The 13,353-nt window shown below is 44.6% G+C and carries 12 protein-coding genes; 3 read left to right on the forward strand and 9 right to left on the reverse strand.

Annotated elements, in window-relative coordinates:
• Positions 1–28 precede the first annotated feature (28 nt).
• Positions 29–577, reverse strand: a complete 549-nt coding sequence (locus tag AAA938_RS04270; protein ID WP_338227402.1) for a GNAT family N-acetyltransferase — start codon at positions 575–577, stop codon at positions 29–31.
• Entirely contained in the window at positions 577–1,701 is a 1,125-nt protein-coding gene (locus AAA938_RS04275) for a pyridoxal phosphate-dependent aminotransferase (protein ID WP_338227403.1), read from the reverse strand. The genes AAA938_RS04270 and AAA938_RS04275 overlap by 1 nt, the downstream gene beginning before the upstream one ends.
• Before the next feature lie 198 nt (positions 1,702–1,899).
• Between AAA938_RS04275 and AAA938_RS04280 the strand changes: the two genes are divergently transcribed.
• Positions 1,900–2,691: a hypothetical protein gene (locus tag AAA938_RS04280; protein WP_338227404.1), complete on the forward strand. Its 792-nt coding sequence runs from the start codon at positions 1,900–1,902 to the stop codon at positions 2,689–2,691.
• A 60-nt stretch (positions 2,692–2,751) separates the two neighbouring features.
• Here the strand turns inward: AAA938_RS04280 and AAA938_RS04285 are convergent, their stop codons facing one another.
• From AAA938_RS04285 to AAA938_RS04310, 6 genes are all read right to left on the reverse strand, one after another.
• On the reverse strand, positions 2,752–3,930 hold the full coding sequence (locus AAA938_RS04285) for an MFS transporter (RefSeq protein ID WP_338227405.1): 1,179 nt from the start codon (positions 3,928–3,930) through the stop codon (positions 2,752–2,754).
• A complete protein-coding gene (gene mgrA / locus AAA938_RS04290) occupies positions 3,930–4,949 on the reverse strand; it encodes an L-glyceraldehyde 3-phosphate reductase (RefSeq protein ID WP_338227406.1) in 1,020 nt (339 codons plus the stop codon). Before mgrA ends, AAA938_RS04285 begins: the two co-directional genes overlap by 1 nt.
• Positions 4,950–4,971: 22 nt before the next feature.
• On the reverse strand, positions 4,972–6,306 hold the full coding sequence (locus AAA938_RS04295) for a YfcC family protein (protein WP_338227407.1): 1,335 nt from the start codon (positions 6,304–6,306) through the stop codon (positions 4,972–4,974).
• A complete protein-coding gene (locus AAA938_RS04300) occupies positions 6,303–7,415 on the reverse strand; it encodes a serine hydrolase domain-containing protein (RefSeq protein WP_338227408.1) in 1,113 nt (370 codons plus the stop codon). The genes AAA938_RS04295 and AAA938_RS04300 overlap by 4 nt, the downstream gene beginning before the upstream one ends.
• A gap of 4 nt (positions 7,416–7,419) precedes the next feature.
• Complete coding sequence (locus tag AAA938_RS04305) at positions 7,420–8,760, reverse strand: flavin-containing monooxygenase (protein WP_338227409.1); 1,341 nt, start codon at positions 8,758–8,760, stop codon at positions 7,420–7,422.
• A 908-nt stretch (positions 8,761–9,668) separates the two neighbouring features.
• Positions 9,669–10,367 carry an SIR2 family NAD-dependent protein deacylase gene (locus AAA938_RS04310; protein WP_338227410.1) on the reverse strand — a complete coding sequence of 233 codons (699 nt, stop codon included), beginning with the start codon at positions 10,365–10,367 and terminating at the stop codon, positions 9,669–9,671.
• A 174-nt stretch (positions 10,368–10,541) separates the two neighbouring features.
• Here AAA938_RS04310 and AAA938_RS04315 point away from each other — a divergent pair, with 174 nt between their 5' ends.
• Both AAA938_RS04315 and AAA938_RS04320 read left to right on the forward strand, forming a co-directional pair.
• Positions 10,542–10,727, forward strand: a complete 186-nt coding sequence (locus AAA938_RS04315) for a hypothetical protein (protein ID WP_338227411.1) — start codon at positions 10,542–10,544, stop codon at positions 10,725–10,727.
• A 26-nt stretch (positions 10,728–10,753) separates the two neighbouring features.
• Positions 10,754–11,434, forward strand: coding sequence for a hypothetical protein (locus AAA938_RS04320; protein WP_338227412.1), 681 nt, complete (start codon positions 10,754–10,756; stop codon positions 11,432–11,434).
• Positions 11,435–11,579: 145 nt separating this feature from the next.
• Here AAA938_RS04320 and AAA938_RS04325 read toward each other — a convergent pair whose 3' ends face one another.
• A complete protein-coding gene (locus AAA938_RS04325; RefSeq protein ID WP_338227413.1) occupies positions 11,580–11,918 on the reverse strand; it encodes a hypothetical protein in 339 nt (112 codons plus the stop codon).
• Positions 11,919–13,353: the final 1,435 nt, after the last annotated feature.

A 13,353-nucleotide genomic window follows, 5' to 3' on the forward strand; every position in this document is an offset into this window, starting at 1 on the left:
AAAGCAAAAATCCAAATAAATTGTTTCCTTATCGATCCTTTACTGGCCATTCTCCTTTCAAAAAACTGTAATAAATGGTATCTCGTCTCCTTCCCAAAATCATTTGGGTATGGCTGCGCAAAATCCCTTCTTCTTTGGCTCCCAGCTTAATCAAAGCCTTTCTTGCCGACTGATTCAGCACGTCAGTTTTAAACTCCACTCTTTGCAAATCCAGACTCTTGAAGCAATAATCCAACATAAGTCCCTTCATTTCCCGATTGATTCCAGAGCGGTGAAAGTCTTTGCCCAACCAGGTCCAGCCGATCTCCAGCCTATTGTCTCTTGGTGAAAAATTCCCAAATGCAGTGGCTCCGGCTACTTGATTTTTTTCCTTATCGAAAACCACAAACTGAAGTCTTTCCTCAGAAAAATGTGGTTTTGCCCAAGCCTCAAAATCCTCAGGAATACTGAGGTCATGCGTGAAATAGGTCCAAAGGCTGGCAGGTAAAGTGATTTCCTGAAGCAAAGGAAAGTCCTGCCTGGTCATAGGACGAAGCAGGACTTTTTCATTTTCCAAAATCAAATCTCGGGGTACCATCAGCCCAATACTTCCTTAATGGCTTGATTGTAAAGGGTTACCTCCTCTATGGTTCCTGTGGAGATTCGACACCAATCATTCAATGGAGGGAAAGGACGGCCAATAATAAATCCTTTCTGAGCCATGGTCTTATTGAGCTCTACGATGTCTCTTCCTGATTGGAAAAAGACAAAGTTGGCATGAGATTCCAGATAGGGAAGCTTCAACTCATCCAAGGTCTGAGTCAGCAATGCTTTTGCCTCTTTGTTTTTTTGAAGAGAAAACTGATAAAATTCCTTATCCATCAGGGCTGCTTTTCCTGCTTCAATTGCCATGATGTTGGTATTGGCTACCACTCGGTCTTTCAACTTATCTGCCAATTCGGGCTTGGCAATCAGATACCCCAGTCGGATACCAGCCAGTCCATACACTTTGGAAAGGGTGCGTGACACGACCACATCGTGTCCTTTTTTCACCAGTTCTACCATGGAAGGGTAATTGGGCTCGGTGATGTAGTCATAGTAAGCCTCATCGCTGAATACAACTGCCCTTTTGCTCACAGTCTCACAGAAATCAATGACTTTTTGGGCAGGAAGGAGTTTTCCGGTTGGATTGTTGGGGTTACAAAGGAATACCAATCGGGTCTCGTGAGATACTCTTTTTTCGATTTCATCCAGATCAAAGTCCAAATCCTTGTTTAAAGGAACCCAGTTGATCTCTGTTCCCCAAAGCTCGGCATACTCCATCATAGAGAGGAAAGTAGGAGCACAGGAGATGATTTCTCCCCCGCGGCCAAAAGTGATTCCAGCTACTTTTAGCCCTTCGGTAGATCCGGCGACAGGTACTATATAATTCTCCGGGACACCTTCTTTTTCTGCGATCATCTTGACCAAAGAGCCATTGTAGGACCAAGGATAGCGGCATCCATTTTCGAATGCGCTGACCATGGCCTGCCTCATTTTTTCAGATGGTCCATATGGATTTTCATTGGAGCCAAGTCGGATAGGACCGGCCAGAGGTCTTGGGTTAAACTTGCGGATTTCCTCCGCACTGAGAGAGGAGGCCATTCCTGAAGCTCCCAAGAGGGCCAATCCACTTCCCAAAGAGGCTGATTTCAGCCAAGCTCTTCTTGATATTTCTTTCATGGTTTTATGGTTTTGATTGGCAAAATACTAAGCTTTTGCCAAGGATGTTAGAAAAATTACATTTTTGGCAATACTTTATTTACATTCTATTTTTATTGAAAAAATCGTCCAAAAAATATTTTTATTCTGAAATTTCCATTTATACAGAATTATTTTTTAAATTATCTCAAGCACAATAAACCCTTAACCCCTTGAATTATGAAAAAGATACTCATGCTCTTGGTTGTTGGGTTGCTCTGGGCGGGGATGACTCGCGCCCAACAAACTCAATATATGGTGTTCGATTTTATCAAAGTGGAAAAAGACCAGCTCTTTGATTACATCGAATTTAAAGACCTTCTCGAAAAGGTTTACCGGCAGGCTTTCAACGATAAAATAATCAACGGTTGGGATTTTTGGTCTCTGCAAAACGGTGCTGATGGAGGTGATTTCCAGTATATCATGGTGACGTATTACAATGACCCGGTAAAAATGATGAATGGAATCGCCGACGAAGAGATGATCCAATACACCAAAATCGCTTATCCTCATCTTTCGGATACACAAGTTAGGCAGCTGTTTCAGCAATCCTTAACTATGCGTGAATTGCCTATGAGGCTCTACATGAAGGTGTTGGCTGCTACCGAAGACCAATTCCAGTTTAAACAGGGAGTATTGGCCTCTTTTGACCTGATGAAAGCAGTAGAAGGCAGATATGGAGATTATGAAAAAGCTGAAATTGAAGTTTTCAAACCCATCCACCAAAATAGAATTGATCGTGGGCTGATGGGGCATTGGAGCTTTCTCAGATCTGCCCTACCTTTGGGTTCGGAAGCTTCTTCCACCCATCTCACCGTAAATCTGTACAAGGATTACATGCAGTTTTTCAACGCTCAGGCCTATGAGGATATGAATCAAACCGATGAGCAACGAAAGGCCGTCAATGAGGGATTGAGTTCCCGTGATCAAAAATGGATTTACCTTGCCACTTTGGAAAATGTAGTTAGATAGCAAGTCCGGTCGACGTGCGCTACAGGGCCTCAATTGAGGCCTTTTTTTATGCGTTTTAGTTTAGTTTTTAGAGTTTTTAAACCAGAAGAAAATCGAAATACCAACCGCTGGTCCAATAGCAAGTAAGCCCAAAGCAGTCCGCACATCTAGCTCTGCAATCAGCCAAGTGGTCAGGTAAATGCTGACAATCGTAAGTCCAAAACCCAATGAATTCACCAGAGTCAGGGCAGTGCCTCGGTGTTCAGGGGAGACACTTTGGGCAACCAAAGTGGAAAATTGGGGAGAATCCGCAGTCACCAGTAAGCCCCAAAATAATAAAAAGGGCAATACCCAAAATCCTGAAACCCCGGGGAAAATCAAAAGAATCACCCCGCATAAGCCTGAACCAATCAGACTGAAAAGAGCGACTTGTTTACTTCCTTTTCTAAGTGCAATCTGACCTCCTAAGGCGCAGGAAACACCTCCGGAGGCAATGACCAAAAAGGTCCAAAAAGAAGATTGAGATGCAGAAACCGAATCCTGAGTCAAAGCCAAAATCAGGGCAGGAAGAAATGCCCAAAAGGTGTATAGCTCCCACATATGCCCAAAGTATCCTCCTGCTGAGGCTTTGAGGGAATTGTTCTTTGCCAGCTTGGGCAAAAGACTAAGGTCAAATTTGGGGTTGCTTTTGCGAAAAGGGCCATTGGGAACCAGAAAGCCAATCAATGCTCCTCCCAAAATGGCGAGAAAAGAGGTGGAGAACAGAATGATTTTCCAGGAAATGGTAATTCCCAATCCTTTCAGCAAAAATGGAAAGGCAGTGCCCAAGACCAAAGCTCCGACTAAGAAACCCAAAGCTCCGCCCAAGCCTTTTTCAAAATAGTCCGCCGCGATCTTCATCCCCACGGGATAAATCCCCGCCAAGAAAAACCCCACCAGAAACCGGAAAATCAACAAGGAGGCATAAGAGAAAGGCAAAACCAAAATCAGCAGATTGGATAGGGAGGCCAAAACAGCACTGAAGAAAAAAACATCTACCGGAGAATACCGGTCAGGAATGGATCCCAAGGCGTAGAGGAATGTTCCGGTTATAAATCCCAACTGGACCACCGAGGTGAGCATAGGGACAATGCCTTCTTTTCCCAGAATTAGTTCCCATTCCGGTGCGGCAGCATTGCCTGCAAACCAAAGTGAAGTGCCCAAAAACTGAGCAATGACGATCAGAATCAGGGCACTTCTTTGTGAGAGAATTTTGGGCATCAACCTTTCAGAAGGGATTGAATCTGACTGATTTCCTCCGGAGAAAAGCTGGAATTGGCAACTGCTGCCACGTTATCATCCAGCTGCTCGGGCTTGGATACCCCGATCAATACCGAAGTGATTCTTGAATCTTTGAGCAGCCAGGCGATAGCCATCTGGGCTAGGCTTTGTCCTCTCTTTTTGGCAATGTCGTTGAGTTGGGAAATCAAGCTGAGCTTCTCCGGAGCGATTTGCTCAGGCTTCAGGTAGCGGCCATCTTTTGCCGCGCGGGAGTCGGCAGGGATTCCTTTGAGATATTTGTCTGTAAGAAGGCCTTGTTCCAATGGTGAAAAAGCAATGCTTCCGATTCCTTTTTGGCCAAGGACATCCAGAAGGCCATTTTCCACCCATCGATCCAGCATGCTGTATCTTGGCTGATGGATCAGCAAAGGCACGCCCATGGAAGCCAGGATATCATAGGCTTTGGCGGTGTCCTCGGCAGAGTACTGGGATATTCCCACATACAGTGCCTTTCCCTGACGATGAAGCTGGGCGAGTGCCCCCATGGTCTCTTCCAATGGCGTATCCGGGTCAGGTCTGTGATGGTAGAAAATATCCACATAGTCCAATCCCATGCGCTTTAGGCTTTGGTCACAGCTGGCGATGAGGTATTTCTTGGAGCCAAAGTTTCCATAGGGACCCGGCCACATATCCCAACCAGCTTTGGAAGAAATGAGCAGCTCATCCCGATAGGGGAGAAAGTCTTTTTTAAGAATCCGTCCAAAGTTTTCCTCAGCAGACCCAAATGGAGGTCCGTAATTATTGGCGAGATCAAAATGGCAAATTCCCAAGTCAAAGGCTCTTCTCAGGATTTTTCTTCCAAGAGTGAAGTCGGCATTGTGGCCGAAGTTGTGCCAAAGTCCGAGACTGATTTCTGGAAGTCTCAGTCCGCTTTTTCCGCAAAAGCGGTATTTCATCTGATCGTAGCGGTCAGCTTGGGGTAGATAAGGAAGTAAAGGTTCGTGGTCGTTTATATGCATGAGATAAATTATTTTGCTTGAATCAGCCAAACCAAAGGATGCCCAAAAGGCAGATGGCCATTGCGAAAATGCTTATAAAAACCCAGCTTTTCCAAATGTAAGCCATCCAATCCTTGTAATTGATTCCACCGGCGGCAATGATCGCCATCATTCCCCCATTGGTCGGAGTGATGACATCCATCAGGGCTGCGGCATACTGATAAGTAAGCACGGAAACCTGCCGGCTGATCTGAAGAAGGTCGGTAAGTGGGGCTGCCAAAGGAATAGTCAGCGCAGCCTGACCGGATGTACTCGGCACAGGCAAGTGAATCAGGGCCTGACTGATGTACATGCCAATGACTGCTACCGAATTGGGAAGATTTTCCAGTGGGGAGAAAAGGCCTTGGATAATCGGGTCAATAATCGCCCCTTTTTCCAGAATGATGAAAATACTCCTCGCAAAGCCAACGATAATTCCCGCAAAAATCATTTCCCGAAATCCCTGCGCATACGCTCTTGCAGTACCGTTGAGGCCCATTTTTCCGATCAACCCGCATGCTATTCCTACCACGAAAAACAAAGCCGACATCTCATTGTATCCCCAGTCCCAAACAGTGATTCCATAGGCCATTACACCAATCCCTCCGAAGGATAAAAACAAAATCAGGGCATGGCTTCCCGAAATCGGACTGGGCTTAAGGACACTTTCTTCTTGAATTTGTCCCTTATTTTTCCCTGAGATCATATGGAAAGTAATCCATCCCAAAACTGCAATCAGCCAAAAACCGATTCGGAAAACGGATCCTGAAAAGGGAGCCAGTTCTGCGATTTTTTGCGCGAGCAAAGCCACAAAAGGATTGATCGGTGAGAAGGCCGCACCCACAAGGGAAGATCCCAAAGTCAAGGCGATAATGGATCTCAAATCATAATTTAGCTTTCGGGCCAATACCACCAGGATCGGAACCATGGGAATAATCTCCTCCTGCATGGAAATAGAAGCTCCACCAAAGGCGAAAACCAGCCCCAGAAGATAAAATAGCAGGAATCGGGAATTGCGGAAGGAGTAAATCAGGGACTCGATCCCTGCCTGCAGTGCACCGGTTTTCTCCACGATGAAAAAAGCCCCTCCAAGGAAAAGGATCAGCACAATGATATCCGCCCCGTTAATCATTCCCTCAGGTATGGCTAAAATGATGTCTCCTATGCTGGGATTGATATCTTCAATCGAATGAAAACTCCCTGGCACGACAACCTCTCTTCCGGTTTCCTCATTGACAATCCGGTCAAAACTCCCCGAGGGAATCAGATAAGTAGCCACTCCGGCCAAAAGGATAAAAGACAAAAGAATGACAAGAGGATCTGGAAAAGAGAGTTTCATGGATTGGAGGAAAGGGTTTGAAGGAGTCGTTCGGCAATGATTTTTCTGTGGTCGGAGATGTCTTTGGCGTTGGTAAGTAGGAAAAAGCCCATTTTTAATTCGTTGGAAAAGGCAAACAGGGAGCTGTATCCTGCCTGACCTCCGTAGTGTCCGGTAAATTCCTGTCCGTTGAGACGTAAATGCTGGAATCCAGCCAATTTACCCGAGGGAAGTGTCAACCAGTCCAACTCTTTTTGAAAATCGCCCATCCTTCCCCTGCCCAAATGAACCAAGACCATAGCCAAATCCTCAGGAGTGCTTACCAAACCTGAAGAAGGGGAGGGACTTCGCTCAAAGCGGATTTTGTTGGGTTGGATGCGTTTCCAGAGGAAGGTCTTCCCGTGACCTTGCATGGGATTGGCTGACTCGGGCCATTCCAGAACAAAGTCGGAGCTTTTCATCCCTGCTTTCTGTAATGTGCCCTCGCTCAGAATTATCTCAAAGGGCTGATTTTGGTACTTCTCCAATCCATACCCCAAGAGGTCAAAATTAATGTCTGCATAGTGCATAGAGTCTATCGAACCCCGTTTCTTGGGGATTTGATGGAGTACTTGGGATAGCGGCCTGTCTTTTTCTCTTTGGAAAAGCCGGGCCAATATTCCCGGGTCTCTGAGTCCGGAAGTGTGGGTGAGTAATTGGGTAAGAGTAATCGAGCCTAATTCGTCCACTTTCTCCTCTTCCTTAGAAAAAAGGTCATGAAGCGGGGTGTCCAAGGTAAATCCTCTTTCATTCCCGGCTTGGGCAAGGGCCAGTGCAGTAAAGATCTTGGAAATCGAAGCCACGGGAATCCGACTGTTTAGGTTCATCGTGTCTTTGCTTTCCAGATTTTCATAGCCAAAAGCCTTCAGATACACCACTTTTCCCTCGTGGACAATTCCCACTGCCAATCCGGGAATAAGGAATTCTGTGAGACTTTGGGAAAAGAGGGAATCCAGTCTTTCCTCCTCAGTTTGGGGAAAACTCACCGGATTCAGCCTGACTTTAGGATGACTTTTGCCCCACTCCCAAACCAAAAATAGCAGGAACCAGAAAACCAATCCGTAACCAAGGTATTTGATCTTCTGGTTCATGAGTTTAGGAGGATTGAACTAGTTTTTCCCGGGCAGGAACCGGAGTTTTGGAAACATAATTCCCCGGAAGCTGCTTTTTCAGGGCTTTGACAAACAGGTGATAGTCTACCGTGATCGTATGTCTTGGGGTATCGATCTGCCGGTAATGAGGGTGAGTGACCTCCCGCTCACAGAGTTCCTGAATGTTTTTAGGTCGCTTCCACTTGCCTATGAGTTCCTGAGCCATCAGCTTGCTCTGCAGCTCTGCACCAGGCCAGATACAGCCCAAAGGCTGAAACATCCCGATAAAATACAGATTGGTGATGGTCGGGTGGAACATTTTCAGATACAGCGGCACAGGCCCTTTGGAATAGTCGATAAAGTCCGGATCAAAGAAAGGATGGCTCAGCCAATAACCCGTGCAGGCGATCACCGAGTCGTATTCCTCTTCCTTTCCGTCTTCGAAAATGACCTTTTTCCCCTCAAACCTTTTGATGTCCATTCTGGGCTTGACTTTCCCGTGGCGGATTTTGTGCATCAGCTCATCATTGATCGTGGGATGGGTGGCGCCAAAAGGCACGGTGATGGGCCTCAAGCCGTAGTTTTTGTAATCTCCCCAGAAAAACTTCAGCAGAAGCTCATTGAAAAAGGACCTTACCCGCACGGGTAGCCATCGGGTGCCTTCAGCTACTTTGTCGGATGGCTTTCCAAAAAAGAACTTCGGCGCAATCCAGTATCCCCTTCTCCAGCTGATAGCCGTACTTTCGGAAACCCGACTTGTCTCCACGGCCACATCACAGGCAGAATTGCCCCCTCCGATGACCAAAACCCGCTTTCCTTCAAATGGAGCTGCTTTTTTGAAATGATGGGAGTGGAGAAATTCCCCGGTAAACTCACCGGGATACTCCGGATAGCGGGGTTTCCAGTGGTGCCCATTGGCTACGGCAAGATCGGTAAAGAGTTCCTTGCTGATGACTCCGTCTTTCTCAGTCGTCACTTCCCAGGTGTTTTCATCGATCCATTGGCAATGCTTGACCATCGTGCCAAACCGGATATGGGGATACAGGTTAAACTTGGCCGCGTAAGCCTGAAAATACCTTCTCAGCGTGTCGTGGGAAGGGTAATCCGCCGCCTCAGGGTCAAATTCATCGAAGGTAAAGTCCTCGTATTGGGACAGGGTTTTGGAGGAAATGATATGCGTGGTCTCAAACACGCTGGAGTGACTTTCGTCTTCCGAATAGATCCAGTTGCCTCCTACATCCAGATTTCGGTCAAAGGCAATTGCCTCAATGCCCTGATCCAGTAGATTTTTCAGGGCCGTGATTCCAGATGGCCCTGTACCGATTACCGCTACTTTCCGCTTCATTCCTTGGGGTGTTCTTGATTAATTTGGGTTATGGGGTTTAATCTAGGGAAAAAGCTTGAAAGAGTTTAAAGTTTAAAGGGGAAGATTTGGGGGAGGGAAGACCGAAGACGGAAGACGGAAGACGGAAGACGGGAGACCGAAGACCGATGTCGGATGTCGGATGACCGATGTCGGATGTCAGATGTCCGATGTCCGATGAAGAGCGGAAAGGGAAGTTGTATTGGAACGTCATAGCGAGGAGCTAAGCGGATTTTAATTTTTTGCGGATCGCAGGAAGCGACGAAGCTATCTTTATGAGTAGGGAAGACGGAAGACGGAGGACCGAAGACCGAAGACCGAAGACCGATGTCCGATGTCGATTGGAAAAGGAAGTTGTAATGGAACGTCATAGCGAGGAGCTGAGCGGATTTTAATTTTTTTGCGAATCTTAGGAAGCGACGAAGCTATCTTTTTGAGGAGGGAAGACGGAAGACCGAAGACAGGAGACGGAAGACAGAAGACAGAAGACCGATGTCGGATGTCGGATGACCGATGTCAGATGTCGGAAGAACTATGTCAAATGACCGATGTCGGATGACCGATGATCGAAGAGAGGGGTGAGAAAGTGGAAAAATTGTAAGAATAGGGTTGAGGTGCTGGATTGGGCAACTCCCCCCTACAGGGGGGCTAGGGGGGTTGAAATGTGGGAAGACGGAAGACGGAGGACGGAAGACGGAAGACGGGAGACGGGAGACGGGAGACGGGAGACCGAAGACCGATGTCGGATGTCAGATGTCGGATGTCGAATGTCGGATGTCGGATGTCAGATGACGGAAGACCGATGTCCGATGTCCGATGAAGCCCGGAATTGCAAAGCTTTGCTATCCGATTAATTGGCTGAAGTTCGATTTAATCTCGTGAATCGTCAATTAAGATTCAATTTCCCTTAAAATCATCTCCTCAAACACCCTAATCCCAAGGGTCGCAGGTTGCGAGATCACCTCAATGGATCGCAGATAGTTCCCGGGAGGGTTAGGGTCGATCAGGTATTTTTTGGCATGGGGAGGGGCATAGTCGATCAGACTTGCTGCGGGATAGACTTGCAGGGAGGTACCGATAATCAGGACAAAATCCGCCTTCTCCATCATCTCCATGGCGGGATACATCATCGGCACAGCCTCTCCAAACCATACGATAAAGGGCCTCAGCTGACTTCCCTTTTCGCATTTATCCCCCTCCTTGATTTCCCAATGGTCCAAGGGATAGACCAGCTTGGGATCCAGGGTGCTTTGGGCCTTGCTGAGCTCCCCGTGGAGGTGAAGTACCCGGGTCGAACCTGCCCGCTCGTGGAGGTCGTCCACATTTTGGGTGATGATTTGGACATCGAGGTGCTCTTCCAGTCGGGCTAGGGCGAGGTGGGCGGCATTGGGTTGGCAGTCCCGGGCCTGTTTTCTCCGCTGATTGTAAAAGTCCAGGACCAGGGCCCGGTTTCTCCTCCAGCCCTCGGGAGAGGCCACTTCCATCACGTCATGATTTTCCCAAAGGCCATTGGAATCGCGAAAGGTGCGGATGCCGCTTTCGGCAGAGACACCGGCACCGGAGAGGACGAGGAGAGTTTTTCGGGGCATGGGCAAAGAGATAGGATAGGAGCAGAAAAATAGCAAATTATCCCCGGCAGGGACAAAAAGCGTCAAGGGATTCACAAGTTTTTTGACGGTTTTACTAAATCCTACTTTTTAGTTTTCGGCGAAGTCCTATCTTTAGGAAATGATTTTTAAATGACCCGATAAACCGGATAAAAAATGAAGCAACTCCTTTTTCAAAATTCTTTAATAGGGCAAGTCTGCTCGGTTGGATGGAGATTCAGCCAGTCCCAAGCCCAGCAAGCCGACATCGACCGTCTCGACCGCGAAATCGACGCCCTAGTCTATGAATTGTATGGCTTGACCGAGGAGGAGATTAGGATAGTGGAAGGAGGTGAGGGGTGAAGAATTTTTTTAAAAACTTTCTCATATTGATTTCAATTCCATTATTCATTTTGGGAATTGTCCCTATGTTTTTTCCTAGAATCTTAAACATACTTCCAGATTGTTATAAATCTGATATTTATTTAAGCTTTATAGGGAATTTTTCTGTAGCTGCCGGATCATTCATTGGCTTTATTCTTTTGACTCTAGCATATCTACAGCAAGAGAAAAAACATCAACAAGAATTACAAGAAAGTGAACGGAGAAAAAGGGATGAATTCGTAGAAAGGTTTATTCAGCTCTTTGAAAATGTTAGAAACAAAATACAATATGGAAGATTAAGTGGAGAAAGGGCATTAGCTGAATTTCATAAAAATATTTTGATATTTTTAAATGAGCATACTTTAAACTCCGAAAATCCAGATGAAGTAAAAAAGGTTTTAGAAAAAGCAATTAAAGGAAGTAGTTTCACAAAAGGAGGTAGTTTAAATCTATATAAAAGAAGTTTGGATAATGTAATTAATAGGATCTATGAAGCTAAATCCATAGATTTAATTCCGTTTTTAGAGAATATACTGAGTGATGAAGAAAAAGCCATTATTTTTTATCTATATAAATTCTATTTTGTAAAAAGTCCTAGCTTTGAATTTCTTATTGAAAATGATTTTTTAGCATCACTTAATAGCACCATGCTAGCTAACCCAAAGCATATTTATTGGTTAAAATAACCCCGGCCTGAGCCTAGAATAAAAAGTTGGGACTAAGTCTAGATTCTATCTGCACTTTTCTTTTTGGAATTTGAAATTTTATTTCACGAAGTTTAAAAACTTTTAAGGAATGGTATTCCTTCTATCTAATGAATTTTTAAATTTTTTAGCACCTAATTCTTATTTCTTCTTTTAATTTAAGAGGCATAAAATCTGATTTATATCTTATTTTATGATAAACTTGGTAGTCATTGTCTTTGTAGAATTCATTATTTGCTATAGTTAGAGCTTTAATAATATTCGAAAAAAAGGATTTGATATCAGGCTCTTTTTGGAACATTTCTGTTGCGTCAATTATCCAGTAAAAAACTTTATGATATTCTTTTCTTAAAATTCCTTTTTTTGGAGAGCCTGAATTTCTCATTAGGTAAAATATAGCATAGCCTAATCTCATTTTATCAATAAATTTCATTTCAATATTATTAAAAGATACTTTTTTGTTCAATAAATAATCATTTGAAAATACTATTGAATATTTTTCATCTAAATCAATTTATTTGAAATTAGGAGATTCCATTTTAATTCCGGAATCCAAATGAACATTGTTTAAAAATTCTCTAACAAAGGAAATAAATTCATCAAAGCTTACATATTCTTCATATTTCTCTGAAGATTCCATAAGGTGTGAGGTAAAGAAAAAGATTAATATTGAAATAAATACCGATGAAAAAAAAGGAAATAGAAAAAAACCCAATTCGTATCCCCAGGTAAATATTTCTTGAACTTCTGAAAAGTAAGATATAATAAATGTTATAGAAATACTTAAGACCAATAAACACCACCAAATCCAGTGAAACTTATAAACTGCAAATTTTAATCTATGGCTCATTTGTCAAAATTAACAATTTTTTTTTAAAGCAACCTCTCCATCTGATTATAAAATAAGGGAAAGACCAGGCCGGATTTCTCCATCTAGGTGTAGAATATTGGCCGTGGACTAACCGTAGATTGCATCTACGCTTTCTCTCCTCTAAGTGTAGAATAGGCGTTTGACTGGGCGGAGTTTGTAACCCCAACTGAGCGTAGAAAAAGCCTTTGACTGGGCGGGATTTGCAATTCCGCCCCTATATTTTCAGGAATTTGTAATTCCTTCCACCCTATCCCCCTTCCTCCCGTAGGGAGGTTATTTTGGTAGAAAAAATCGATCCCTACCCAGCTTTATTCGACCCCGATAGGGGTCGTACTTTTTGGTTCTCTCCATGGTTGCTACCTACCTCAGACCCGTATCGGGTCTATTCTCCACCTGAGCGTAGAATAAGCGTTTGACTGGGCGGGATTTGCAATTCCGCACTATTATTCTTTAGAATTTGTAATTCCATTCAAGCAAGTTCAACCCCATTCGGGGTTGATGCCCACATCTTGGATTCACATTTCCCCCGGTTCTACCGGGGGCTATTCAGAGGTTTGACCACTACGTGGTCATGGATATATTATTAACAGATGATTTGGATGACAGACCCCTGACAAAGCCCGTCCCGATTACTGAAAGGATATCGGGAGGGTCAAACCTTTCATTAGCCACGCACGGGTTGTTGGGTGACCGAAGTCGAGCCCCAACCCGTGGAATAAATAGGTTCATGAATACGGTTTTCCCGACCCTATCAGGGTCGAACTTTAAAGATTACTTCGCTATCGCCCGTAATGACGGTAGGGGTACTTTCCAAGTGGGAGGGGGTACTTCGGAAGTACCCCCCTCCACTTCATTACCCTGACTCGTCCTAAAAATAGTTTACAGGTTATTGTTTAAATCCTGATACTGATTGACTATTTCTGTTAGTCCTTTTATTGGTTTACAAGTGTACGGTTTTTGGGGTAATAGTTTTTCCACAATCGATCTGTTTTTTGATTGGTTTGATGGATTTCTTCAGGAGTTTTGTTTC

Source organism: Algoriphagus taiwanensis, assembly GCF_036245645.1.
Classification (GTDB): domain Bacteria; phylum Bacteroidota; class Bacteroidia; order Cytophagales; family Cyclobacteriaceae; genus Algoriphagus; species Algoriphagus taiwanensis.